The organism is Pimelobacter simplex, assembly GCF_024662235.1.
Classification (GTDB): domain Bacteria; phylum Actinomycetota; class Actinomycetes; order Propionibacteriales; family Nocardioidaceae; genus Nocardioides.
The window spans coordinates 2,997,114-3,022,446 of record NZ_CP096276.1 but is presented as its reverse complement, the minus strand read 5'-3'; the positions used below and the strand labels follow the sequence as shown (position 1 = coordinate 3,022,446).

Annotated in this window: 22 protein-coding genes; 20 read left to right on the top strand and 2 right to left on the bottom strand. The window is 71.9% G+C overall.

Annotated elements, in window-relative coordinates; genetic code table 11:
• Positions 1-100: 100 nt before the first annotated feature.
• The 4 genes from M0M48_RS14845 to M0M48_RS14830 all read left to right on the top strand — a co-directional run bounded on the left by M0M48_RS14845 (position 101) and on the right by M0M48_RS14830 (position 3,608).
• Complete coding sequence (locus M0M48_RS14845; RefSeq protein WP_215816889.1) at positions 101-526, top strand: Fur family transcriptional regulator; 426 nt, start codon at positions 101-103, stop codon at positions 524-526.
• Between the two features lie 17 nt (positions 527-543).
• Positions 544-2,754 carry a catalase/peroxidase HPI gene (gene katG / locus M0M48_RS14840; protein ID WP_215816888.1) on the top strand — a complete coding sequence of 737 codons (2,211 nt, stop codon included), beginning with the start codon at positions 544-546 and terminating at the stop codon, positions 2,752-2,754.
• 96 nt (positions 2,755-2,850) lie between these two features.
• Positions 2,851-3,162: a GNAT family N-acetyltransferase gene (locus tag M0M48_RS14835; RefSeq protein WP_215816887.1), complete on the top strand. Its 312-nt coding sequence runs from the start codon at positions 2,851-2,853 to the stop codon at positions 3,160-3,162.
• Complete coding sequence (locus M0M48_RS14830) at positions 3,159-3,608, top strand: carboxymuconolactone decarboxylase family protein (protein WP_257751741.1); 450 nt, start codon at positions 3,159-3,161, stop codon at positions 3,606-3,608. Before M0M48_RS14835 ends, M0M48_RS14830 begins: the two co-directional genes overlap by 4 nt.
• On the opposite strand, the gene chrA is transcribed toward M0M48_RS14830, so the two are convergent.
• Together chrA and M0M48_RS14820 are read right to left on the bottom strand one after the other, a co-directional pair.
• Entirely contained in the window at positions 3,593-4,711 is a 1,119-nt protein-coding gene (chrA, locus tag M0M48_RS14825) for a chromate efflux transporter (protein WP_257751740.1), read from the bottom strand. The two genes, M0M48_RS14830 and chrA, sit on opposite strands and share 16 nt — an antisense overlap.
• A 3-nt stretch (positions 4,712-4,714) precedes the next feature.
• Positions 4,715-5,476: an SDR family NAD(P)-dependent oxidoreductase gene (locus M0M48_RS14820; RefSeq protein WP_257751739.1), complete on the bottom strand. Its 762-nt coding sequence runs from the start codon at positions 5,474-5,476 to the stop codon at positions 4,715-4,717.
• Between the two features lie 126 nt (positions 5,477-5,602).
• Here M0M48_RS14820 and M0M48_RS14815 point away from each other — a divergent pair, with 126 nt between their 5' ends.
• The 16 genes from M0M48_RS14815 to M0M48_RS14740 all read left to right on the top strand — a co-directional run bounded on the left by M0M48_RS14815 (position 5,603) and on the right by M0M48_RS14740 (position 25,332).
• Positions 5,603-6,676, top strand: coding sequence for an ABC transporter substrate-binding protein (locus M0M48_RS14815; protein WP_257751738.1), 1,074 nt, complete (start codon positions 5,603-5,605; stop codon positions 6,674-6,676).
• On the top strand, positions 6,673-7,563 hold the full coding sequence (locus tag M0M48_RS14810; RefSeq protein ID WP_257751737.1) for a siderophore-interacting protein: 891 nt from the start codon (positions 6,673-6,675) through the stop codon (positions 7,561-7,563). Before M0M48_RS14815 ends, M0M48_RS14810 begins: the two co-directional genes overlap by 4 nt.
• Positions 7,560-8,549, top strand: a complete 990-nt coding sequence (locus M0M48_RS14805; RefSeq protein ID WP_257751736.1) for a FecCD family ABC transporter permease — start codon at positions 7,560-7,562, stop codon at positions 8,547-8,549. The genes M0M48_RS14810 and M0M48_RS14805 overlap by 4 nt, the downstream gene beginning before the upstream one ends.
• Positions 8,546-9,571, top strand: a complete 1,026-nt coding sequence (locus tag M0M48_RS14800; RefSeq protein ID WP_257751735.1) for a FecCD family ABC transporter permease — start codon at positions 8,546-8,548, stop codon at positions 9,569-9,571. Before M0M48_RS14805 ends, M0M48_RS14800 begins: the two co-directional genes overlap by 4 nt.
• Positions 9,568-10,350, top strand: coding sequence for an ABC transporter ATP-binding protein (locus M0M48_RS14795; protein ID WP_257751734.1), 783 nt, complete (start codon positions 9,568-9,570; stop codon positions 10,348-10,350). Before M0M48_RS14800 ends, M0M48_RS14795 begins: the two co-directional genes overlap by 4 nt.
• A complete protein-coding gene (locus M0M48_RS14790) occupies positions 10,343-12,025 on the top strand; it encodes an ABC transporter transmembrane domain-containing protein (RefSeq protein WP_257751733.1) in 1,683 nt (560 codons plus the stop codon). The genes M0M48_RS14795 and M0M48_RS14790 overlap by 8 nt, the downstream gene beginning before the upstream one ends.
• Positions 12,022-13,800 (top strand): ABC transporter ATP-binding protein, encoded by a 1,779-nt coding sequence (locus M0M48_RS14785; protein ID WP_257751732.1) that lies wholly within the window; start codon positions 12,022-12,024, stop codon positions 13,798-13,800. Before M0M48_RS14790 ends, M0M48_RS14785 begins: the two co-directional genes overlap by 4 nt.
• A gap of 123 nt (positions 13,801-13,923) precedes the next feature.
• Positions 13,924-16,422, top strand: a complete 2,499-nt coding sequence (leuS, locus tag M0M48_RS14780) for a leucine--tRNA ligase (RefSeq protein WP_257751731.1) — start codon at positions 13,924-13,926, stop codon at positions 16,420-16,422.
• Positions 16,423-16,592: 170 nt separating this feature from the next.
• Positions 16,593-17,189, top strand: coding sequence for a TetR/AcrR family transcriptional regulator (locus M0M48_RS14775; RefSeq protein ID WP_257751730.1), 597 nt, complete (start codon positions 16,593-16,595; stop codon positions 17,187-17,189).
• Positions 17,190-17,421: 232 nt separating this feature from the next.
• On the top strand, positions 17,422-18,462 hold the full coding sequence (locus tag M0M48_RS14770) for an ABC transporter substrate-binding protein (RefSeq protein ID WP_257751729.1): 1,041 nt from the start codon (positions 17,422-17,424) through the stop codon (positions 18,460-18,462).
• Positions 18,459-19,379 carry an ABC transporter permease gene (locus M0M48_RS14765; RefSeq protein WP_257751728.1) on the top strand — a complete coding sequence of 307 codons (921 nt, stop codon included), beginning with the start codon at positions 18,459-18,461 and terminating at the stop codon, positions 19,377-19,379. The genes M0M48_RS14770 and M0M48_RS14765 overlap by 4 nt, the downstream gene beginning before the upstream one ends.
• Positions 19,376-20,182 (top strand): ABC transporter permease, encoded by an 807-nt coding sequence (locus tag M0M48_RS14760; RefSeq protein WP_257751727.1) that lies wholly within the window; start codon positions 19,376-19,378, stop codon positions 20,180-20,182. The genes M0M48_RS14765 and M0M48_RS14760 overlap by 4 nt, the downstream gene beginning before the upstream one ends.
• Before the next feature lie 20 nt (positions 20,183-20,202).
• Positions 20,203-21,261: an ABC transporter ATP-binding protein gene (locus M0M48_RS14755; RefSeq protein ID WP_257751726.1), complete on the top strand. Its 1,059-nt coding sequence runs from the start codon at positions 20,203-20,205 to the stop codon at positions 21,259-21,261.
• Between the two features lie 33 nt (positions 21,262-21,294).
• On the top strand, positions 21,295-22,461 hold the full coding sequence (locus tag M0M48_RS14750; protein ID WP_257751725.1) for an acyl-CoA dehydrogenase family protein: 1,167 nt from the start codon (positions 21,295-21,297) through the stop codon (positions 22,459-22,461).
• A complete protein-coding gene (locus M0M48_RS14745) occupies positions 22,458-24,548 on the top strand; it encodes an acetate--CoA ligase family protein (RefSeq protein ID WP_257751724.1) in 2,091 nt (696 codons plus the stop codon). Before M0M48_RS14750 ends, M0M48_RS14745 begins: the two co-directional genes overlap by 4 nt.
• The gene (locus M0M48_RS14740) at positions 24,541-25,332 is read left to right on the top strand and encodes an SDR family oxidoreductase (protein ID WP_257751723.1); all 792 of its coding nucleotides are present in this window, start codon (positions 24,541-24,543) and stop codon (positions 25,330-25,332) included. The genes M0M48_RS14745 and M0M48_RS14740 overlap by 8 nt, the downstream gene beginning before the upstream one ends.
• The last annotated feature ends 1 nt before the right edge of the window (position 25,333 follow it).

The window sequence follows — 25,333 nt, the reverse complement described above, 5'->3', positions numbered from 1 at the left end:
GGAGCGGTACCCGCCGTCCTCCGGCGCATCCGGGCCCGGTGCCGGCTGCGACACGCACCCCGAGTCTTGACTCATTCAAGATAAGTGGCATGCTGGACCCATGACCGCGCCCGACTTCCAGCAGCAGCTGCGGGACGTCGCGCTCCGGGTCACCCGGCCCCGTCTCGCCGTCCTCGAGGCGGTGCACGCGGCCCCGCACGCCGACACCGAGACCCTCATCGCGGCCGCTCGCGCGCTGCTGCCCGAGGTGTCCCACCAGGCGGTCTACGACTCGCTCCACACCCTCACCCAGTCCGGCCTGGTGCGCAGCATCAAGCCCGCCGGCTCGGTGGCGCGCTACGAGACCCGCACCGGCGACAACCACCACCACGTGGTGTGCCGCTCGTGCGGCGAGATCGCCGACGTCGACTGCGCCGTCGGCCACGTGCCGTGCCTGACCGCCTCCGACTCCCACGGGTTCGTCATCGACGAAGCCGAGGTCATCTACTGGGGCCTCTGCCCCGACTGCACATCCCGCCCCCTGTAGTTCCCGAAAGGAACCCGATGCCCGAGAGCACCGAACACACCGAACCCCTCGTGACCGAGGAGCCGCAGGACGCCGCGCAGTCCGGCGGCAAGTGCCCGGTCATGCACGGCGGTCTGACGCACCCCACCACGGGCTCGCCGAACCAGCAGTGGTGGCCGAACAAGCTCAACCTCAAGATCCTCGCCAAGAACCCGGCCGTGGCCGACCCGTTCGGTGGCGACTTCGACTACAAGCGCGCCTTCCTCGCGCTCGACCTCGAGGCGGTCAAGGCCGACATCACCGCCGTGCTGACCGACTCCAAGGACTTCTGGCCGGCCGACTTCGGCCACTACGGCCCGTTCTTCGTGCGGATGGCCTGGCACGCGGCCGGCACCTACCGCGCCACCGACGGCCGGGGCGGCGCCGGGCACGGTCAGCAGCGCTTCGCGCCGACCAACTCCTGGCCCGACAACGGCAACCTCGACAAGGCCCGCCGCTTGCTGTGGCCGGTGAAGAAGAAGTACGGCAAGTCCCTGTCCTGGGGCGACCTGCTGATCCTGGCCGGCAACGTGGCCCAGGAGGACATGGGTCTGCCGATCTTCGGCTTCGGCGGCGGTCGCTCCGACGTCTGGGAGGCCGACGACGACATCTACTGGGGTCCCGAGACCGAGTGGCTCGAAGACGAGCGCTACACCGGTGAGCGCGACCTCGAGGACCCGCTCGCCGCGGTCCAGATGGGCCTCATCTACGTCAACCCCGAGGGCCCCAACGGCAACCCCGACCCGCTGGCGTCGGCCGTCGACATCAAGGACACCTTCGGCCGGATGGGCATGACGGTCGAGGAGACCGTCGCGCTGATCGCCGGTGGTCACACCTTCGGCAAGACCCACGGCAACGGCCCGGCCGAGGCCGTCGGCCCCGAGCCGGAGGCCGCTCCGATCGAGGAGCAGGGCCTGGGCTGGAAGTCCTCGCACGCCTCGGGCAAGGGCATCGACGCCATCACGTCGGGCCTCGAGGTCACCTGGACCTACCACCCGATCCGCTGGGACAACGAGTTCTTCCACATCCTCTTCGCCTACGACTGGGAGCTCTTCCACTCCCCGGCCGGCGCGCAGCAGTGGCGTCCGGTCAACAACGGCGGTGCCGACCTGGTGCCCGAGTCGTTCGGTGACGGCAAGCGCGAGCCGCGCATGCTGACCTCCGACCTCGCGCTGCGCGAGGACCCGGAGATGCGCGAGATCTCGCTGCGCTTCAAGGAGGACCAGGCGGCGTTCACCGACGCCTACGCCCGCGCGTGGTTCAAACTGACCCACCGCGACATGGGCCCGAAGTCGCGCTACCTCGGCGCCGACGTCCCGGCCGAGGACTTCGTCTGGCAGGACCCGATCCCCACCGGTACGGCGCTCACCGACGCCCAGGTCACCGGGCTCAAGAACGCGATCGCCGACGCCGGCCTGACCGTCTCCCAGCTCGTCTCGACCGCGTGGGCCTCCGCGTCGACCTACCGCGGCTCCGACAAGCGCGGTGGCGCCAACGGTGCCCGGATCGCCCTGGAGCCGCAGAAGTCGTGGGCGATCAACCGCCCGGCCGAGCTCGCTCCGGTCCTCGCCAAGCTCCAGGAGATCGCGACCGCCCAGGGTGCCTCGCTGGCCGACACGATCGTGGTCGCCGGCTCCGTGGGTGTCGAGCAGGCCGCCGCCGCGGCGGGCGTCGACGTCACCGTCACGACCACCACCGGTCGCGGTGACGCCACCCAGGAGCAGACCGACGTCGAGTCGTTCGGCTATCTCGAGCCCAAGGCCGACGGCTTCCGCAACTACCTGCCCAAGTCGAGCAAGTACCCGAGCGAGTTCGCGCTCATCGACCGCGCCAACCTGCTGGGCGTCAGCGCGCCGGAGCTCACCGTCCTCATCGGCGGTCTCCGCGTGCTCGGCACCAACTGGGACGGCTCGGACCTCGGCGTGCTCACCGACCAGCCGGGCGTGCTGACGAACGACTTCTTCGTCAACCTGCTCGAGCTCGGCACGACCTGGACCGCGACGGACGCCTCCGAGGAGGTCTTCTCGGGCACCACCGAGGACGGCCGCACCTGGACCGGCAGTCGCAACGACCTGGTGTTCGGCTCCAACTCCGAGCTCCGCGCCGTCGCCGAGGTCTACGCCAGCGACGACGCCAAGGAGAAGTTCGTCCGCGACTTCGTCGCCGCCTGGACCAAGGTCATGGACGCCGACCGCTGGGACCTGCGCTGAGCATCGCTCCGCGCTGATCACCGCGCGACCGGAGGCCGCCCCGCACCCGCGGGGCGGCCTCCGTGCCGTTTTCGGGCGACAGGGCAGGATGTGCTCATGACCGACGCGCCCGACAACAGCGGCATCGCCTACGTCCACGTGCCCGAGAAGCGCCGCTACGAGATCCGCGACGGCGAGACGCTCGCGGGCTTCACGCAGTACCGCCTGCCCGACGAGGTGCACGTCGACTTCGTGCACACCGAGGTCGACGACGCGTACGGCGGCCGCGGGCTCGCCGGCGAGGTGGTGGCGTTCGCGCTGGCCGACGTCCGCGCCCAGGGCAAGCGGATCATCGCGCACTGCCCCTACGTCGCGAAGTGGCTCACCAAGCACCCCGAGTACGACGACATCACCGACCCGGCGGCATGACCACCCCGCTCTACCTCGACAAGGCCGTCCCCGCGGCGTACGCCGCCGCGGCCGAGCTGGCCCGCCAGGCCGGCGCCGCGGCCGAGGCGGCCGGTCTCGACCGGATCCTGGTCGAGCTGGTCAACCTGCGGGTCTCCCAGCTCAACGGCTGCGCGTTCTGCCTCGACCTGCACCACCGCCGGGCGGTGCGGGCGGGGGAGTCGGAGCGCCGGCTCGCGCTGCTGCCCGCGTGGTCCGAGACGAGCCTGTTCACGGCACCGGAGCGGGCCGCGCTGGCGCTGGCCGAGTCGGTCACCACGCTGCCCGGTGCGGACGCCCGGCGCCGTACCGCGGACGAGTGCCGTGCCGTGCTGGGCGACGGCGCGTTCGCGGCGGTCGCCTGGGTGGCGCTGACGATGAACGCCTTCAACCGGATCTCGATGACCAGCCATCACCCGGTGACGTAGCGCGCCAGCCCCACGAGTGCGCCGGCGCCGATGAGCCAGGCGCTGTTGAGCCGGGTGCGCCACAGCAGGAGCAGCGTGCCGAGCGCGAGGGCGACGGTGAGGACGTCGACCAGCCCGGTCCGGCCGAGCTGGAGCGCGACGCCCGCCATCAGCGCGAGCGCGGTGGCGTTGAGTCCGTCGAGCAGGGCGGAGGTCCAGGCGCGCGAGCGCAGCCAGTCGGTGAGCCGGGTGAGCAGCCCGACGAAGACGAACGACGGCAGGAAGATCGCGACCGTCGCGACGAAGGCGCCCGGCAGGCCGGCGACGAGGTAGCCGAGGAAGGTCGCGGTCGTGAACACCGGTCCGGGCGTCACCTGGCCGATCGAGACCGCGTCGAGGAGCTGTTGGTGGCTCACCCAGCCGAGGCGGTCGACGAAGTCGCCCTCGAGGAAGGCGATGAGCACGTAGCCGCTGCCGTAGAGCACCGAGCCGATCTTGAGCATCGTCCAGAAGAGCTCGACCAGGCGCCCGTCGACCGGTCCCGCCGCGACGAGCAGCGGGAGAGAGACGAGAGCGTGGTCGCCGCGGCGGGCCAGTGCGCGCACGCCGCGGGCGAGGGCGGCGAGGGCGGCGCCGGCGAAGAGCACGGCCAGCTCCGGCGCCCCGAGCAGGTACGCCGTGAGCGCGGCCGCCGCGAGCAGCACCCGCCAGGGCGAGGCCAGGACCGTGCGCCCGAGGCCCACCAGTGCCCACGCCACGATGGCGACCACGACCGGCACGACGCCGTACAGGAGGGCGCCGACGGCGGGGGTGTGGCCGTACTCGACATAGGCCCACGCGAGCCCGGTGACCAGCAGCGCCGCGGGCAGGATGAAGCACACGCCGGCGGCGACCAGCCCGCGCCAGCGCGCCCGGTCGTGGCCGAGGTGGATCGCCAGCTCGGTGGAGTTCGGGCCCGGGATCAGGTTGGTCGCGCCCATCAGGTCCGCGAACCGCTGGTCGCTGACCCAGCCGCGGCGGCGGACCAGCTCCTCGCGCATCAGCGCGATGTGCGCGGCCGGTCCGCCGAAGGCGATGAGCCCGAGCCGCAGGAAGACGCCGGCGACCTCCCGCACCGACCCCATCACTCAGGTGATGGTGAGGCCGCCGTCGACGGCGATCGTCTGGCCGGTCACGTAGCCGGCGGCGTCGGAGGCGAGGTAGACGACGGTCGCGGCGAGCTCGCGAGCGTCGCCCTTGCGGCCGGCGGGGATGCGCGCCTGCTGCTGCTCCAGGTAGCCCGGCGGGTACTCGTCAGTCATCTCGGAGGCGAAGAAGCCCGGCGCGATCGCGTTGACCCGGATGCCCTTGCGCCCGGTCCACTGCTGGGCCAGGTCGCGGGTCAGGCCGATGATCCCGGCCTTGGACGCGGCGTACGCGGCCTGGGGGAGACCCGCGGTGGTGATCCCGAGGACCGAGGAGATGTTGATGATGCTCGACCCGGGCTGCATCACGCGCCCGCAGGACTGGGCCATCCAGTAGCTGCCGTTGAGGTTGACGTCGATGACCTGGCGGAACTGCTCGGGCGTCTCGCGCGTGGCCGGTACGGCGGTGCCGATGCCGGCGTTGTTGACGAGGATGTCGACCTTGCCGAGCTCGGCGACCGCGGCGTCGACCAGTGCCTGGCACGACGCGGGGTCGGCGACGTCGGTGGCGACGCTGATCGCCCGGCGTCCGGCGGCCTCGACCAGGCGCGCGGTGTCGGCGAGCCGGTCGACGCGGCGTGCGCCGAGGGCGACGTCGGCGCCGGCCTCGGCCAGGGCCCGGGCGAAGTCGACGCCGAGCCCGGAGCTCGCGCCGGTGACGACGGCGACCTTGCCGTCGAGTCGGAACAGGTCGGTGACGGTCATGTCCGCACGGTAGCGGCCCGCGGCGGCGGCCGGCGGAACCGGGGGGAGCCGCGATGTGGACCCCCGGTGCACACTGCGCTCGAGAGTCTCTAAGGTATGCCTTACCTAATTTCGAGAGGTTCCCGCATGATCCCCCTGACCCCCCGCCTCCCGTTCCGCGCTGCCGTGGCCGGGCTGTCGCTCGCCGCGCTCGTCCTCGCGGGCTGCTCGACCGAGGCCGCGACGGACGAGCCGACGGCCGAGAAGCGCCAGCAGCTCTTCGACGACCAGTGCGCGGGCACCGTGATCCCGGACCTGCCCGACCTGGAGCCGCTCCCGGCCGAGGACGGCACCAGCAAGGTGACCACCGAGTTCGGTGACGTCGACCTGCCGACGCACCCGAAGGCCGCGCTCGGCATGTACACGACCGACGTCGACATGCTCATCTGGCTGCGCTACCCGCTCGCGAAGAGCCAGCCGATCCGCGGTGACGGCTACAAGACCTTCCCGTGCTTCTTCCCCTACGACCCGCTCGACGGGGTCAGCACGTTCGGCAACTACCCGGACTACGACTTCGAGTCGATCCTCCTGGCCGAGCCGGACTTCATCCTCAACGGCCTCGGCTACGACAAGAAGGTCGTCAAGCGGCTGCCCTCGATCGCGCCGACGTTCAGCGTCGACGCCTTCGACGGTGAGAGCTGGATGACCCACTTCGAGGACACCGCCCGGCTCCTGGGCCGGACCGAGTACTACGACGCCTGGAAGAAGATCTACGACGAGCGCGTCGCCGAGGTGAAGAAGGAGCTCGGCGACCTCTCCGGCGTCGTCGTGTCGCCGGTCGGCTACTGGGAGGGCAAGATCCAGACCGGCTGCTACTCCGGCGTCGAGTGCCAGGTCTTCGACGACCTCGGCCTCACGATCAACGACTCGTCGCTGGCCAACGACCGCGAGGGCGAGGCGCTCAGCGGCGAGCAGCTCGGCAAGCTCCAGGACGTCGACTACGGCTTCATGATCAAGGCCCTCGGCACCGCGGGGCAGGACGAGTACGACAAGACGATCACCGAGCTCGACAAGAACGCGCTGTGGGCGGGGCTCCCGTTCGTCCAGGACGACCACATCGTCACCTACGAGATGGAGATGACCTACGGCTCGCCCAGCGGTCAGCTCGCCTTCCTCGAGGTCGTCCGCGAGCAGCTCGCCGCGAAGGGAGTCGGCAAGTGAGCGCCGCCGAGCTGGAGATGACCGTGCACCACGCCGAGGTCGTGGCCGCGACCGACCTGAGCGCGGGCATGCGCCGGGTGGTGTTCGGCGGCAGCGGGCTCGACGGCTACCGGAGCACCGGGGTCGGCGACGAGTACATCCGGCTGCTCTTCCCGGTCGACCCGGCCGGGCGGCCCGACCTGCCGGGCGTGGTCGACGGCAACCTCGACTACGGCTCCATCGACACCGACCAGCTGCGCACCTACACGGTGCGCGACTGGGACGACGACGCGCGCCGGCTCACCGTGGACTTCGTCGTCCACGAGGGCGGCGTCGCGGCGACCTGGGCGCGGCAGGCCGCGCCGGGACAGGTGATCGGGCTCAACAGCCCCACCGCGCTCTACTCGCCGCCGGCCGGCCTCGAGTGGCAGGTCCTGGTCGCCGACTACGCCGGCCTGCCGGCCGCGGTGCGGCTGGTGGAGACCACGCCCGGCGTCCGGACCCGGCTCGTGCTGGAGGTGCCGGACGCGTCGTACGAGCTGGCGGTGCCGGAGCGTCCCGACCTCGAGGTGGTCTGGATCCACGGCGGCAACGGCCATGCGCCGAGCCGGCTCGAAGAAGTCGTCCGCTCGCTGCCGCGCCCCGAGGGGGTCGGCTACGTGTGGGTGGCGGGGGAGTCCAAGGTCCTGCGCGGGGTGCGCAAGTACCTGCGCCAGGAGCTGCGGCTGCCCGCGGCGGCGTACAAGACGGTGGGCTACTGGATCGAGGACGCCGAGCGGTGGCGCGAGCGCTACGACGCGCTCGGCGACGACATCCGCGCCGCGCTCGACGCGATCTGGGAGCAGGAGGGCAGCGACGAGGAGCTCGAGGACCGCTACGAGGCACGGCTCGCCGAGCTCGGGTTGTGAGCAGCGACCTCCGGGGCATCCGGTGGGCCCTGCTGGTGCTGGCGGTCCTCGTGGTCGCGAGCCTGCTCTTCGGCTCGCGGCCGCTGGCGCCCACCGACGTGGTCACCGCGCTGTTCCGTGACAACGGCGACGCGCACACGATCGTGGTCGAGCAGCGCATCCCGCGCACGGTCCTCGGGCTCCTGGTCGGGCTGGCGCTCGGCCTGTCCGGCGCACTGATGCAGGGGATGACGCGCAACCCGCTGGCCGATCCGGGCCTGCTCGGGGTCAGCGCGGGCGCCGCGTTCGCCGTGGTGCTCGGCACGATCCTGGCGCCGGGTGCGAGCGGAGCCGCGATGGTGTGGTTCTCGTTCGTGGGCGCGGGCCTGACCACGGCGGCGGTCTACGTCATCGGCAGCCTCGGCGGCCGCGGCCGCTCGCCGGCCACGCTCGTGCTGACCGGCATGGCGATCGGCGCGGTCCTCGCCGGGTTGACCCAGCTGCTGGTGCTCTTCAACGAGCGCGCGTTCATCGCCGCCCGGGCGTTCTACGCCGGCTCGCTCCAGGGCACGGACTGGGCGCTGATCGGGCAGGTCGCCCCCTTCCTCGTCGTCGGTACGGCGGTCGCGGCCTTCGCCGCCCGCGGTCTCAACGCCGTCGCACTGGGGGACGACGTCGCGGCCGCGCTCGGCGTACGGCCGTGGGCGGTGCGCGTCCTCGCCGTCGTCGGCGTCACCGTGCTCTGCGGTGCCGCCACCGCGGCGGTCGGTGCCGTGTGGTTCGTGGGCCTCATGGTCCCGCACGTCGCGCGCTGGATCACCGGCCCCGACCAGCGCCGCATCCTGGCCTGGTCCGCGGCGCTCGGCGCGCTGCTCATGGTCGGAGCCGACGTGGTCGGCCGGGTGGTCGTGATCCCCGACGAGGTCCCCGCGGGCGTGGTCACCGCGATGCTCGGCGCCCCGGTGCTCATCGCACTGGTCCGGCGCCGGACGGCGAGCCCGGTGTGAACGTCCAGGTGCGCCTCGGAGGCGCGTTCTCGTGGCGGGTCCCGGCACGGACCCTCGTCGTCACCGTCCTGCTCTGCCTCGTCGCGGTCGCCGCCGCGATCGCCGGCCTGGCCATCGGCAAGGTCCAGATCTCCGCGGTCGACGTCGTGCGCACGCTCGTGGGCCACACGAGCCCGGCGCTGGAGACCGTCGTCACCGAGTGGCGCCTGCCGCGGGTGCTCCTCTGCCTGGTCTTCGGCGCCGCGCTGGGCGTCGCCGGCGCGGTCTTCCAGTCGCTGACCCGCAACCCGCTGGGCAGCCCGGACATCATCGGCTTCGACGCGGGTGCCTATGCCGGAGCGGTGATCACCATCGTCGCGGTCCACTCGACACGGCTGGTCCTGCCCGGTGCGCTGGTCGGCGGCATCGCCACCGCGCTCCTGGTCTACCTGCTGGCCTACCGCCAGGGCGTCCACGGCTTCCGGCTCATCATCGTCGGCATCGGCGTCACCGCGATGCTCGGCTCCCTGACCACCTGGCTGCTGCTCGAGGCGCCGCTCGCGATCGCCCAGATGGCCGCGGTCTGGGGTGCCGGCAGCGTCAACGGGCTGACCTGGTCCGACCTGCGCACCGGGGCGATCGGCATCGCCCTCGGCCTGGTCGTCGTGTGCTGGTTCGGCCGGCACCTCGCCGCGCTCGACCTGGGGGACGACGCGGCCGCGGCGCTCGGCGTACCGGTGGAGCGGGCGCGGCTCGGCCTCCTGGTCGGTGCGACCGCGCTCACCGCGAGCGTCACCGCCGTCGCCGGGCCGATCACGTTCGTCGCCCTCGCGGCGCCCCAGCTGGCCCGGCGCCTGACCCGCTCGGCGGGTGTCCGTAGGGTGCCGTCCGCGGCCATGGGCGCCTGTCTCGTCGTCGTTGCCGACTTCGTCGCGCAGCACGCCTTCCCCGCACTGGTCCCGGTCGGTCTCGTGACGATCGTGGCCGGTGGCGCCTACCTCGTCTGGGTGCTTCTCGCCCAGGCACGCAAGGAGATCCGATGACCCTCGAAGCACAGGACCTGACGTTCGGCTATGCCGGACGCCCGATCGGCGAGCACGTCGACCTCACCATCGAGGACGGCTCGTTCACCGTGATCGTCGGGCCCAACGCGTGCGGCAAGTCGACCCTGCTGCGTGCCCTGTCCCGGCTGCTCAAGCCGACCGGCGGCCAGGTCCTGCTCGACGGCAAGGCGATCAGCAGCCTCGGCTCCAAGGAGGTCGCGCGCCGGCTCGGGCTGCTGCCCCAGACCGCGCTCGCGCCCGAGGGGATCACCGTCGCCGACCTGGTCGGCCGCGGCCGGCACCCCTACCAGTCGGCGCTGCGGCAGTGGTCGCGCGAGGACGAGGCGGCGTGCCGCGAGGCCCTCGACGCCACCGGTACGACGGACCTCGCCGACCGCCTCGTCGAGGAGCTCTCCGGGGGCCAGCGGCAGCGGGTCTGGATCGCGATGGTGCTGGCCCAGCAGACCGGCCTGCTCCTGCTCGACGAGCCCACCACCTTCCTCGACATCGCCCACCAGATCGAGCTGATGGAGCTGCTCACCCGGCTCAACCGCGAGGGCCGCACGGTCGTCGCGGTCCTCCACGACCTCAACCAGGCCGCGCGCTACGGCACCCGCATCGTCGCTATGCGCGACGGCGCCATCGTGGCCGAGGGCCGCCCGGCCGAGGTGGTCACGTCCGCGACCATCGAGCAGGTCTTCGACCTGCCCTGCAAGGTGATCGACGACCCGGTCTCCGGCGCCCCCCTGGTGCTGCCGCTCGGCGGTCTCCATGGCTGAGCCGGCCACCCGCGCGCCCAGCCCCGGCGGGCTGCTGCGCGACGCGATCACGGCGCAGCCGTGGCGGGTCACCCTCGCGACGGTCTGCGCGATCGGTCACCAGGCCGGTGAGGCGATGGTGCCGGTCGTCGTCGGCCTCGCGCTCGACCGCGGCGTCAGCGCCCGCGACGACCAGGCCCTGCTGCGCTGGGTGCTCGTGCTGGCCGTGACCTTCGCCGTGCTCTCGTTCTCCTACCGCTGCTTCGACCGCACGGCGACCCGGGTCGCCGCCGACGCCGAGGTCGCCCTGCGCCGCCGGGTCGCGGCCCACCTGCTCGACGTCCGCGGCGTCGGCCCGCACGACAACGGCTCCGGCGGCCTGGCCGAGGTCGCCTCCTCCGACGTCCGCACGGTCGCGGAGAGCTCGGGCGTGCTCCAGATGTTCGCCGCCGGCCTGGCCGGCATGCTCGTCGCCGTCGTCGCCCTGCTGCGGATCCACCCCGTCGTCGGCCTGGTCGTCGTGGTCGGCGTGGTCGTCGTGACCCTGCTCCTGCACCGCGCCTCGGTCCTCCTGGAGCGCCGCGTCATCGCCGACCGCCAGGCCAGCGCCGAGGCGGCCGACGCCGCTGCCGACCTGCTCACCGGGCTGCGCGTGCTCAAGGGCCTCTCCGCCGAGGACGCGGCCAGCCGCCGCTTCCGCCTGGTCAGCGGGCACGCCCTGGGCGCCGCGCTCCGCAGCGCTCGTGCGGGCGCCGGCTTCGAGGCCCTGGCCGCGCTCGCGCCTGCCCTGCTGGTCGCCGCGACCGTCGCGGTCGCCGGCGGGCTCGCGCTCGACGGCCGGCTCAGCCTCGGCGCCCTCGTCGCCGCGCTCGGTCTCGCCCAGTTCCTGTCCGGACCGCTCCAGATGGTCGCCTACACCTTCGCCGAGCTCGCCACGGTCCGCGCGGCTGCGGCGCGGGTCTCCGGGGTGCTGGTGACCCCGCCGCCGCCGTACGGCGACGCGCCGCTGGCCGACCCGCCCGGCCCCCTCGACGTCGACGGCCGGGTCGTCGACCTGCCCGGCAGCGCGCTGCGGTTCCGGCCCGGCGCCGCCACCGGCGTGGTCGGCAGCCCCGAGCAGCTCGAGCGCCTCGCCGCCGCGCTCACCGGCGAGCCGCGTCCGCACGGCGACCTGGTCCGCCTGGACGACGTCGTCCTCAGCACCGCCGAGCCGGCCGCGCTGCGTCGTACCGTCGTCGTGGCGCCGCACGACGCCCGCCTCTTCACCGGCACCCTCGCCGACAACGTCGACGGTGCCGACCGCGACCCCGGCGCCGTCGCCACGGCCATCGACGCCGCCGCCGTCACCGACGTCCTCGACGTCATCCCCGGCGGGCTCGACGCCCAGGTCGGCGAGGGCGGACACCTGCTCTCCGGCGGCCAGCGGCAGCGGGTCGGCCTGGCCCGGGCGCTGGCCGTGGACGCCCCGGTCCTGGTGCTCCACGAGCCGACCAGCGCCGTCGACTCCGTGACCGAGGCGCTCATCGCCGAGCGCCTGGTCGCCGTCCGCGCCGAGCGGACCACGGTCGTGCTCACCACCAGCCCCGTGCTCCTCGACGCCTGCGACGAGGTGGTGTGGCTCGACGGCGAGGTCGTCGTCGGCACCCACCACACGCTGCTCGACCACACCGAGTACGCCGCGGCGGTGCTCCGATGAGCGCCCTGATCGGGATCGGCTCCGGTCGCGCGATCCTGCGCGAGCTGCGCCGGATCCTGCGTCCCCGCGCGGCTCTCGCGGCCGCCGCCGTCGTGATGATGGTCGTCGCGGCGGTCGCCGGCATCGCCGTCCCGGTCGTCATCGGCCGCGTCGTCGACCGGGTCCTCGCGCCCGGCGCCGACGGCGGCACGCTGACCGGTCCGGTCCTCGCGCTCGTCGCGCTCGCGGCCCTGGCCGGCGTGGCCGGCCTCGTCGCCGAGCTGCTCATCGCCCAGGTCGGCGAGCCGGCCGTCGCCGAGCTGCGCGAGGACGTGCTCGACCACGCCCTCCACCTCGACTACGGCGTCGTCGAGGACTCCGGCACCGGCGACCTCCTCGCCCGGGTCAGCCAGGACGTCCGGGCGCTCGCCGAGGTCGTCCGTGCCGTGCTGAGCCGCTTCGGCGGTGCCGCCGTCACGCTCGTGCTCAGCGTGGTGGGCCTGGCGTTCGTCGACTACCGCTTCGCGCTGGCCGCGCTGGTCGCCGTACCGATCCAGCTCTGGGCGACCCGTGCCTACCTCCGCCTGGCCGGGCCGACGTACCGCCGGCTGGCCACGGCCGAGGGTGCCGAGGTGCAGCAGATCCTCGAGTCCGTCCAGGCCAGCGGCACCGTCCGCGCCTTCGGCCTGGGGGAGCGCCACCGCGGGATCATCCGCGAGCGCGCCCTCGCCACCCGGTCGCTGCGTCTCGACGCCGTGGTCATGCGGACCACGTTCTTCCAGCGCCTCAACCTCGCCGAGTACGTCGGCACCAGCGCGATCCTCGTGGTCGGCGGCTGGCTGGTCACCCGCGACGCGGTCACCGCGGGTGACGCGACCGCGGCCGCGCTGATGTTCATCCGGCTCTTCAACCCGATCAACATCGTGCTCGCCCTGCTCGAGGAGGTGCAGTCCGCCGCGGCTGGCCTCGGCCGTCTCGTCGGCGTGCTGGAGGCGCCGCGCCGCGTGGTGCCCGCGGGCAGCGACGTCCCGGTCCAGGACCGCTCGGTGCGGTTCGCGGGCGTCGGCTTCGGCTACCACCCCGACCACCCGGTCCTGCACGAGGTCGCCTTCGAGGTCGCTCCGGGGGAGCGGCTCGCCGTCGTCGGCGCCAGCGGCGCCGGCAAGTCCACGCTCGGTGCGCTCGTCACCGGTCTGCGCCTGCCCACCACGGGCGCGGTCTGGCTCGGCGGCGCCACCACCGCCGAGCTGCCGCCCGAGGTGCTGCGCCACTCCGCGGCGCTCATCACCCAGGACGTGCACCTGTTCCGCGGCTCCCTGAGCGACGACCTGCGCCTGGCCGCGCCCCAGGCGAGCGACGACGAGCTCAGCGCCGCGCTCGACCTGGTCGGTGCGCTCGGCTGGGCGACCGCGCTGCCGGAGGGGCTCGACACCACGATCGGCGCCGGCGGGCACGCGCTCACCGCGCTGCAGGCCCAGGAGGTCGCGCTGGCCCGGCTGGTGCTCGCCGACCCGCCGGTCGTCGTACTGGACGAGGCGACGGCGGAGGCCGGCAGCGCCGGTGCCCGCCAGCTCGAGGGGGCCATCGAGCGCGCCACCGCCGGCCGGACGACGATCATCGTCGCCCACCGGCTCAGCCAGGCCGCGCGCTGCGACCGGGTCGCCGTCATGGAGCACGGCCGGCTCGTCGAGCTCGACACCCCGGACGCGCTGCGCGCCGCCGGGGGACCGTTCGCCCGGCTGTGGGCCGCGTGGGCCCGCGGTACGGACGAGGGACCGGAGGCAGGGGAGGAGTAGGATGACCGCGTGCGGATGATCCTGCTTCTTACCTAGCCGCGTCGACGACCAGACCGGTCGACGCGGCGGCCCCTCCCTGTCGAGGGGCTTTTGCATGTCCAGGGCAGAGACGAGAGAGCTGAGATGAGCGAGAACGACGGCCACAACGAGGTCCACTACGACGTGCACGCGGTCGAGGAGAAGTGGCTGCCGGTCTGGGAGTCGCTCGATCCCTTCCGCGCCGACGACGCGGCGGTGACCTCGGGCGAGCGCGAGAAGCGCTACGCGCTGACGATGTTCCCCTACCCGAGCGGCGACCTGCACATGGGTCACGCCGAGGTCTTCGCGATCCACGACGTGATCTCGCGCTACTGGCGGCTGCGTGGCTACGAGGTGCTCAACCCGATGGGCTGGGACTCCTTCGGCCTGCCCGCCGAGAACGCCGCGATCAAGAACGACGAGCACCCCGCGACCTACACCTACGCCAATATCGAGACGCAGTTCGCCTCGATGAAGCGCTACGGCGTCAGCTTCGACTGGTCGCGACGGCTGCACACCTCGGACCCCGAGTACTACAAGTGGACCCAGTGGCTGTTCCTGAAGTTCCGCGAGAAGGGCCTGGCCTACCGCAAGAACTCGCCGGTCAACTGGTGCCCCAACGACCAGACCGTGCTGGCCAACGAGCAGGTGCTGGCCGACGGCACCTGTGAGCGCTGCGGCGCCGTCGTCACCAAGCGCGAGCTGACCCAGTGGTACTTCAAGACCACCGAGTACGCCCAGGAGCTGTACGACTGCCTCGACGACCTGCAGGGGTCGTGGATCGGCAAGGTCGTCAACGCCCAGCGCAACTGGATCGGCCGCTCCGAGGGTGCCCACGTCACCTTCGAGGTCGAGGGTCACGAGCCGGTCACCGTGTTCACCACGCGTCCCGACACCCTGTTCGGTACGACGTTCATGGTCGTCGCGGTCGACGCCAAGCTGGCCGAGGAGCTGGTCACCGACGAGCACCGCGCCGACTTCGAGGCCTACCGCGACGAGATCCGCAAGGCCAGCGACATCGACCGCCTGGCCACCGACCGGCCCAAGACCGGCGTCTTCCTGGGCGTCCACGCGACCAACCCCCTGACCGGCGAGAAGCTGCCGGTCTGGGCGACCGACTACGTGCTGGCCGACTACGGCACCGGCGCGGTCATGGGCGTGCCCGGCGGCGACCAGCGCGACTGGGAGTTCGCGACGAAGTTCGGCCTGCCGATCCTGCGCACCACCGAGCCGCCCGCCGACTGGGAGGGTGAGGCGTTCAACGGCGAGGGGCCGGCGATCAACTCGCCCGCGCCCGGCGTGACGTCGGCGCTCGACCTCAACGGCCTGTCGGTCGCCGAGGCCAAGAGCGCCACCATCGCGCACCTGACCGAGATCGGGTCCGGCGACGGCACCGTCAACTTCCGGCTGCGCGACTGGCTGCTGTCGCGGCAGCGCTACTGGGGCGCGCCCATCCCGATCATCCACTGCCCGGTCGACGGCGAGGTGCCGGTTCCCGAGGACCAGCTGCCCGTCGAGCTGCCCGAGCTGCGCGGCGCCGACCTGAAGCCCAAGGGCACCTCGCCGCTGGGCGCGGCCACCGAGTGGGTCAACGTCAGCTGCCCGCAGTGCGGCGGCCCGGCGACCCGCGACACCGACACGATGGACACCTTCGTCGACTCGTCGTGGTACTTCTTCCGCTACCTGTCGGCCCACGACAGCACCCAGGCCTTCGACCCCGCACTGGCCAAGGCGTGGGGGCCGATCGACCTCTACATCGGCGGCGACGAGCACGCCGTCCTGCACCTGCTGTACGCGCGCTTCTTCACCAAGGTGCTGCGCGACATGGGGCTGATCGACTGGGACGAGCCGTTCTCGGCGTACCTGTCGCAGGGCAAGGTCATCAACAACGGCCGCAAGATGAGCAAGTCGCTGGGCAACGGCGTCAGTCTGGGGGGACAACTCGAGGAGTTCGGGGTCGACGCCGTCCGGCTGACCCTGGTCTTCGCGAGCCCGCCCGAGGACAACGTCGACTGGGCCGACGTCTCGCCGGCCGGGTCGGCGAAGTTCCTGCAGCGCGCCTGGCGCCTGTCCGGTGACGTGACCTCGGCCCCCGGCGTCGCGCCGGCCGACGGCGACGTCGCGCTGCGCAAGGTCACCCACAAGACCGTGCACGAGGCGGCCCAGCTGCTGGAGTCCTACCGCTTCAACGTCGTCATCGCCCGCACCATGGAGCTGGTCAACGCCACCCGCAAGGCGATCGACAGCGGCTGCGGCCCTGCGGACCCCGCCGTGCGCGAGGCGGCCGAGACCGTCGCGATCCTGCTGTCGATGGTCGCGCCCTACACGGCCGAGGAGATGTGGGAGCGCCTGGGCCACCAGCCGACCGTGGCGAACGCGCCCTGGCCGGACGTCGATCCCGCGCTGCTGGTCGACGACGCGGTCACGGCCGTCGTCCAGATCCAGGGCAAGGTGCGCGCCCGCCTGGAGGTCTCCCCGGACATCTCCGAGGCCGACCTGGAGGCCGCCGCCCTCGCCGACCCCGGCGTGGCCAAGGCGATCGACGGGCGTCCGGTGCGCAAGGTCATCGTCCGCGCGCCCAAGCTCGTCAACATCGTCGTCTGACCCCCGCCGAAGTAGCACGGTTCCTCCCTCGAAGTAGCAGGGTTCCTCCGTCGAAGTCGTAGGGTTGCTGCGTCGAAGTCGTAGGGCGACGCCTGCAAGAGTTGGTGGACTCTTGCAGGATCCACCCTCCAATGATTGACTGGTCAGTCAATCGACCGGAGGAGCAGTCCATGGCCAGAGCCAGCGTGGAGGCCGAGCGCAAGGAGCAGATCCTCGTCGCGGCCTGCGAGGTCGTCTCGGAGATCGGCTTCAAGTCGCTGCGCATCGCCGACGTGGCGAAGCGGGCCGGGACGAGCACGGGCACGGTGCACTACTACTTCGACACCAAGCGCGACCTCATGCACGCGGCCTTCGACTGGAACTTCACCCAGTCGCTGGGCCGGCGCCGCGAGATCCTCGAGAGCGATGCGGCGCCGCGACAGCGGCTGCGCGACTTCGTGGAGTCGTACCTCCCCGAGGGCGACGCCACGATCGCCGCCTGGCACGTGTGGGCCGAGCTGTGGGTCGAGGCGCTCCACGATCCTGACCTCCAAGAGCTCAACGAGCGCGTGTACGGCGAGTGGCGCCGCGCCGTCGCCGCGATCATCCGCGACGGCCAGGACGCGGGGGAGTTCCGCGACGGAGACGCGGTCGTCTTCGCCAACGGCCTGATCGGCATGATCGACGGACTGAGCCTGCAGGTCCTCCTCGGCTCGCGCAGCATGACCGCGGACCGGATGCGTGCGGTCTGCGAGCAGGTGCTGGAGTGGTTCTTCCTGGCTCCCTGACCTGCTCGGTACGACGACCCGCGAGGGGCCGGTGGCGATGCGCCACCGGCCCCTTGCGGCATTCCCGGCGCCGTAACCCTGCGACTTCGGTGCCGCAACCCTGCGACTTCGGCGGCATTTCTGACTCGCCAGTCGAAATAGACGGGGGTGACCCTTGACACGGCCCCGTGACGCCGATCACTCTGGTGATAGATAACTGACGCACCAATCAACTTTGAAAGCCGGGGTCAAGATGAAGCGAGTTCTGACGGCGGGTGTCGCGCTCACGGCGGTGGTCGGGCTGGCAGGTTGCGGCGCTGCGGGGGGCAGCGACGACCAGCTCACGATCGTGATGTGGGGCGGCCAGGACCAGAAGACGCACATCAAGGAGGCCGTCGTCCCGTGGGCCGACGAGGCGGGCGTCACGATCAAGCAGGACTCGCCCAGCGACTACGCCAAGTTCCGCGCTCAGGTGGAGTCCGGCAAGGTCAGCTGGGACGTCGTCGAGGTCGAGCCGAACTTCGCCCACACGGCGTGCGACAAGGGCTGGGCCGAGAAGCTCGACACCAGCATCATCGACACCGCCGGCCTCAACCCCGAAGAGGTCACCGACTGCGCGATCCCGGTCCTCGAGTACGCCTTCACCATCGGCTACAACACCGACAAGTTCCCCCAGGCCCACCCGACCACCTGGGCGGAGTTCTTCGACACCAAGAAGTTCCCGGGCAAGCGCGGCTTCTGGAAGTACGCCACGGGCGCGATCTTCGAGGCCGCGCTGCTGGCCGACGGGGTCAAGCCGGACGAGCTCTACCCCCTCGACATCGACCGGGCCTTCAAGAAGCTCGACACGATCAAGGACGACATCGTCTTCTACGAGACCGGCGAGCAGCAGCAGCAGCTCGTCGCCTCGGGCGAGGCGCCGCTGGTCCAGGCCTGGAACGGCCGGATCTACTCCGCCGCCAAGGAGGGCCAGCCGGTCGCCAACGAGTGGAACGAGCACCTCCTGTCCTACGACCAGCTCGTCATCCCCAAGGGCGCCAAGAACGCCGAGAACGCCCAGAAGTGGATGCAGTGGTACGTCGACCACCCGGAGGCCCAGGCCGGCTACTCCAACGCGACGGCCTACGGCCCGATCACGAAGGATGCCCTGGAGTACGTCAAGCCTGACGTCCTCAAGGAGCTCCCGACCTCACCCGACAACGCCCCCAAGCGCGCCGCGATCATCGACTACGCCTACTGGGCCGAGCACTACGACGAGGTCTCCGAGCGGCTGAACGAATGGGCCGCCAAGTGAGCTCGACCGTCTCGGCACGGGCGCCGCAGCAGAGCGGTACGACGCCCGGTGCCGGCGCCCCCGCGGCGGCGGCCCGGCGGCGACCGCGCCTGCTCGATGGGTGGGGACTGCTGGTGCTCCCGCTGGTCGTCTTCCTGCTGGTCGTGTTCGTCGTGCCGCTGGTGACGATCCTGGCGCGCAGCTTCACCGACCCGACGACGGGCCTGGACAACTACCGCGACTTCTTCAGCTCGCCGGTCTACCTCGACGTCCTCGGCAACACCTTCCGGATCTCCGGCCTGGTCACGCTCGTGACCCTGCTGCTCGGCTTCCCCTACGCCTACCTCATGACGCTCGCGCCGCCGTTCTGGCGCGGGGTGATGCTGGTGGCGGTGCTCATCCCGTTCTGGACGAGCCTCCTGGTCCGCACGTTCGCCTGGGTGCTGATGCTCGGCGACACGGGTGTCATCAACCAGGGCCTGATGTCGCTCGGCCTCATCGACGAGCCGCTCCAGCTGATCCGCAACCAGACCGGCGTCCTCGTCGGCATGGTCCAGGTGATGCTGCCGTACGCCGTGCTGCCGATGTACGCCACGATGCGACAGATCGACCGACGTCTCGTGCAGGCCGCCGAGGGGCTGGGCGCCCGTCCGGTCTCGGCGTTCTGGAGGGTCTACGCACCACTCACCGTGCCGGGCGTCGCCGCGTCGTGCCTGCTGGTCTTCATCTCCTCGATCGGCTTCTACGTCACACCCGCGCTGCTGGGCGGGCCCAAGGACATGATGATCGGTGAGCTCATCGTCCAGCAGCTCTCGGCCGTGCTGCGCTGGGGATTCGCCTCTGCGCTGGCCGTCATCCTCCTTCTCGTGACCGGCGTCCTGCTCGTGCTGGTCTCGCGCATCGTCAACATCGGCAAGTTCATGGGAGGCGAGCGGTGAACACCAAGCTCCTCTGCCGCGGCAGTCTCGTGGCGCTGGTCGTGCTGACTGCGCTCTACCTCGTCGCTCCAGTCTTCTTCGTCATCCCGACCTCGTTCAACGACAGCTCGTTCCTGGAGTTCCCGCCCAAGGCCTTCTCGACGCGCTGGTACCAGGCGTACTTCGAGGACCCGGCCTGGATCAACGCCACGCTCAACTCGCTGCAGATCGGCGTGTGGGTCACGATCCTCTCCATCGTCCTCGGTACGGCGGCCGCGCTGGCCATGGTCCGCGGTCGCTATCCGGTCAAGGCGCTGGTGAGCGGCCTCGTGCTCGCCCCGGTGCTCGTGCCCTACGTGATCATCGGCCTCGCCGTCTACGCGGTGTTCCTCAAGGTGGGCCTGACCCAGTCGATCCTCGGATTCGTCCTCGTGCACACGGCGCTGGCCGTCCCGTTCGTCGTGATCAACGTCAGTGCGGCTCTCGTCAGCTTCGACGAGCGGCTCGAGATGGCGGCGATGAGCCTGGGCGCCAACCGCTTCACGACGTTTCTGCGGATCACGCTGCCGTGCATCGCGCCGAGCGTCGCTGCGGGCGCGCTGTTCGCCTTCATCACCTCCTTCGACGAGGTCGTGACGAGCGTCTTCCTCGCCGGTCCCGATGTCAGCACCCTCCCGGTGCAGATGTGGAGCGGCGTCCGGGTGCAGATCGATCCGACGGTCGCCGCCGTCAGCACGATGCTGCTGCTCGTCACCCTCGCCCTGTTCGCCTCCGCCGGCCTGGTGCGCCTGTTCCGTGCCCGCCGGCTCGCCAAGGTCGCCTGACCGCCACCAGGAGCACTCTCATGTCCCAGAACCCCAGCACCACCAGCACCCTCGCCGGCACCGGCGTCTCCATCGACATCCGCAATGTCGTCAAGCGCTACAAGTCGATGACCGCGGTCGACGACATCTCCCTCTCGATCGAGCCGGGGGAGTTCCTCACCCTGCTCGGATCGAGCGGCTCGGGCAAGTCGACCCTGCTCAACATCATCGCGGGCTTCATCAGCGCCGACAGCGGCGCGATCGAGGTCGGCGGCAAGGACCTCACCAAGGTGCCGCCGTACCGCCGCGACCTCGGCATGGTCTTCCAGCACTACGCGCTGTTCCCGCACATGAGCGTCTGGGACAACGTCGCCTTTCCGCTGAAGCGGCGCCGGATCTCCAAGGCGCAGGTCGCCGAGCGGGTCCAGCGTGCCCTCGACGTCGTCGAGCTCGGCCACCTGGGCAAGCGCCGCCCCGCGCAGCTCTCCGGCGGCCAGCAGCAGCGCGTCGCGCTGGCCCGGGCGATCGTCTTCCAGCCCCAGGCGCTGCTCATGGACGAGCCGCTGGGTGCCCTCGACAAGCGGCTGCGCGAGCAGCTCCAGCTCGAGATCAAGCGGCTGCACCGCGAGCTCGGCACGACCTTCGTGTTCGTCACCCACGACCAGGAGGAGGCGCTGGCGATGTCGGACCGGATCGCGGTCCTGCGCGACGGCGCCCTCGTCCAGGTCGGTACGCCGGTCGAGCTCTACGAGCGCCCGGCGAGCCGCTACACCGCGGAGTTCCTGGGGGAGTCGAACATCTTCACCGGCCGCGGCCACGGCGTCGACGACGGCTCGGCGCTCGTCGTCCGGCCCGAGCACGTGCGGCTCAGCGCCGCCGGTTCCGAGCTGCCCTCCGGTCACAACGGCATCGACGGCGTGGTGCGCGAGGTCGTGTACCTCGGCTCCGGCCTGCGCGTCGAGATCGCCCTGCCCGACGGCCGCCACCTCATCACGCGCTCCGAGGTACGCGGAGCGCTCACCCCCAGCCCGGGCCTGCCGGTCGCTGCCCACTGGCACCCCGAGCACGCCCTCGTCGTCCGTGACGACACCGCCGCCTGACCCCCACCGATCCCAGAACTGAGGAAGACCCAGATGAGCCACATCATCCGCGACGGCATCGCACTGACCGACGAGCAGCAGGAGTTCGTCACGCTGGCCCGCGACTTCGCCGCACGCGAGATCCGCCCCCGTGCCCGGGAGGTCGACGAGGCGGACACCGAGTCGCCGCTCGACCTGTGGCAGAAGGCCGCGCAGATCGGCCTGGCGTCGTACATGCTCCCGGCGGAGTACGGCGGCGGCGGGGTCACCGACCTCGTCACGCAGTGCCTGGTCCAGCAGGAGCTCTGCTACGGAGACGTGGGGATCGGCAACTTCCTCACCTCCAGCGCGTTCTTCGCCGGCCCGGTCGAGGCGCTGGGCAACGAGGAGCAGAAGAAGCGTTGGCTGACGCCCCTGACCGGCGACAACCCGCCGGTCACGGCGCTCGCGGTCACCGAGCCCGGCGTCGGCTCCGACTCGGCCGCCCTGCAGACGCGGGCGGTGCGCGAGGGGGACGAGTACGTCCTCAACGGCCAGAAGACGTGGATCTCCAACGCCCCTTACGCCCAGTGGATCATCGTCTTCGCGACCGTCGACCCGTCGCTGCGCTCGCGCGGCGTGACCGCCTTCGTGGTCGACCGGGATCTCCCCGGCGTCACCATCGGCCAGCCGATGAAGAAGATGGGCCAGCGCGGCATCGTCAACGCCGAGGTCTTCCTCGAGGACGTCCGGGTGCCGCTCGACTGCCGCCTCGGCGACGAGGGCCAGGGCTTCTACGGCCTCATGCGCACCTTCGACGCCTCGCGCATCCTCATCGGTGCCGGCGCCACCGGTCTCTCGCGTGCTGCCCTCGATCAGTCGGCGCAGTACGCGCAGGAGCGCACGCAGTTCGGCAAGCCGATCATCGAGCACCAGGCGGTCGCCTTCCGGCTCGCCGACATGGCCGCCAAGACCGACATCTCGCACCTGGTGACGATGCGCGCCGCGCGCCTCTACGACCAGGGCGAGATGACCGCCATGGAGTCGGCGGTCACCAAGTTGACCGCGTCCGAGAACACCTCGTGGGTGACCAACGCGGCGCTGTCGATCCACGGTGGCTGGGGCTACAGCCGCGAGTTCCTGCTGGAGAAGTGGGTCCGCGACGCCAAGCTCGAGGAGCTCGAGGAGGGCACCAGCGACATCCAGCGGCTGATCATCTCGCGGGCGGTCGCAGCACGATGACGCTCACCGTCTTCTCCGACCCGCGCTCGGTCGCGGTCGTCGGAGCCTCGGCCGACCCCGCGAAGTGGGGCTACTGGCTGGCCCGCGGCGCCCTCCGGGGCGCCGCGCGGCGCCAGGTCCACCTGGTCAACGCCAAGGGCGCCACCATCGACGGCGCGCCGTCCGTCCGTTCGCTCGCCGAGCTGGCCGAACGGGATCAGGTGCCTGAGCTGGTCGTCCTCTGTGCTCCGGCTGCGAGCGTCCCCGCCATCGTCGACCAGGCTCTCGCGCTGGGCACCCGAGGCTTCCTCGGCATCACCGCCGGCATCGACACCGCCCACGGTGAGCCCGGCCTCGAGCGCCGGCTCGCCGAGCGGATCCGTGCCGCAGGCGCCCGGATCGTCGGTCCCAACTGCCTGGGGCTGTACGACGCCGCGACCGACCTCGAGCTCGCCTGGGGGACCTTCTCGCCGGGCCGGCTCGCGATCATCTCCCAGTCCGGCCAGCTCGGGCTCGAGCTGGCCGGACTCGCGGCCCACGAGGGCCTCGGCGTCTCGCGCTTCGTCTCGGTCGGCAACCAGGTCGACGTCACCGCGGCCGAGCTGCTCGACGACCTCGTCGACCACGAGCAGACCCGCGCGGTGGTTCTCTACCTGGAGAGCTTCGCCGATGCGCGTGGGCTGGTCGCGACGATGGCGCGACTGCGCGAGGCCGGCAAGCCGGTCGTCGTGCTGACGGTGGGTGCCAGCGAGGCGAGCCGGGCCGCGGCGCAGTCCCACACCGGCGCACTGACCGCGGCGACGGATGTCGTCCGCGCGGCGTGCCGTGCCGCCGGGGCCTCGCTCGTCGACACGCCCGCACAGGCGGTCGAGCTCGCGCACCTGCTGCTCGGGGGTCCGCTGCCGGCCGGGCGCCGGGTCGCGATCGTCAGCGACAGCGGGGGCCAGGGCGCGATCGCTGCCGACACGTTCGCGCGCCACGCGCTGGAGGTACCGCGGCTCTCCGACGCCACCCGGGCTGCGCTCGCCGGCCTCCTCCCCGCCGCGGCCGCCGTGGCCAACCCCGTGGACCTGGCGGGGGCGGGCGAGCAGGACCTGTCGACGTACGCGCGGGTGGTCGACGTGCTCGCCGGGAGCGGCGAGGTCGACGCGGTCGTGCTGTCGGGCTACTTCGGCTGCTACGGCGCCGACACCCCCGAGCTCGTCGAGCGCGAGCTCGAGGTCGTCGGCGCGCTGGCCGGTGTCGTCGGCGAGCAGCAGCGGCCGGTCCTCGTGCACAGCATGAGCCACGACTCGGTCGCCGTCCGCTCGATGCGCGAGCAGTCGGTGCCGACGCTGCACACGATCGACGCCGTGGCGCGCTCGCTGGAGCTGGCGACCGCGATGGCCGAGGACGCCGCCCGGACCGTGCCCCGAGCCGTGGCCCCGCCGACGGCCGAGACCGGCAAGGCGCTCGACTACCTCGCGGGGCGCGACCGGGTCGCGGCCGCCGGTGTCGCCTACCCGGGCGCCGCCGCCGTCCGCGACGTCGCCGGCCTGCACGCCGCGGCTGCCCGGCTCACCGCCCCCTACGTCCTCAAGGCCGGTTGGCTGGAGCACAAGACCGAGGTCGGCGGCGTCGCCGTCGGTCTGGCCGACGTGGCGGCCGCGGAGGCGGCGTTCGTGGCGATGAGTGGGCGTCTGGGTGAGGGTGACTACGTGCTGGAGGAGATGGACCAGCGCTCGGACACGGTGGAGCTGATCGTCGGCGCTCGCCGGGACAGCTCCTTCGGGCCGGTCGTCCTCGTGGGCATCGGCGGAGTTCAGGCCGAGCTCTACCGCGATGTCCAGGTCGCACTCGCACCGGTCGAGCCCGCCGAGGCACGCCGGATGATCGAGGCGCTGCGCGCCTACCCGCTCCTCGACGGCTGGCGTGGGCGTGCTGCGGTCGACGTGGCCGCGGCGGCCGACGTGGTCGCGGCGGTCTCGTGCCTGCTGGCCGACGACCCTGATCTCGTGGAGTGCGAGATCAACCCCCTCCGGGTCGGCCCCGAGGGCGCGGTCGCGGTCGACGCGCTCGTCCTCGCAGCCGACCACCCCACCGATGTGTCAGGAGACAAGCATGAGTGAGTTCGCCGGCAAGGTCGCGCTGGTGACCGGCGGCGGGTCCGGGATCGGCCGCGCCGTCGCGCTGCGGTACGCCGAGGGCGGGGGCGACGTCGTCGTCCTCGGTCGCCGGACCGAGCCGCTCGAGGAGACCGTCCGGATGGCCGAGAAGCACGGTGTGCGCGCGGGGTTCGCGAGCTGCGACGTCCGCGACGCCGACGCGGTCACGGCCGCGGTCGACGCCGTGGTGGCCGACTTCGGCCGGATCGACGCACTGGTCAACAACGCGGCCGGCAACTTCGTCTGCCCGGCGGAGGACCTGTCGCCGGGTGGTTGGAGGGCGGTCGTCGACATCGTCCTCAACGGCACGTTCTACGCCACCAGGGCGGCTGGGCAGCACATGCTTGCCCAGGGGGAGGGCTCGATCCTCAACGTGATCGCGTCCTATGCCTGGCACGGTCATCCCGGCACGGTGCACAGCGCCGCGGCCAAGGGCGGCATCCTCGCGATGACCCGCACCCTGGCCTCGGAGTGGGGATCCCGCGGGGTCCGGGTCAACTGCATCTCGCCCGGGCCGACCGAGACCGAGGGGGCCGGTGCCGCGCTCTGGCCGACCGAGGCCGACCGGGCCCGGGTGCTGGGCTCGGTGCCCGCCGCCCGCTTCACCACGCCGGAGGAGGTCGCCGAGTCCGCCGCCTTCCTGCTCGACCCGCGCCGGGCCGGCTACATCACCGGTGACGTGCTGAGCGTCGACGGAGGACAGTGGCTGGGCAAGGTCGTCTACGCCGACTCGTCGAAGGGATCCTGAC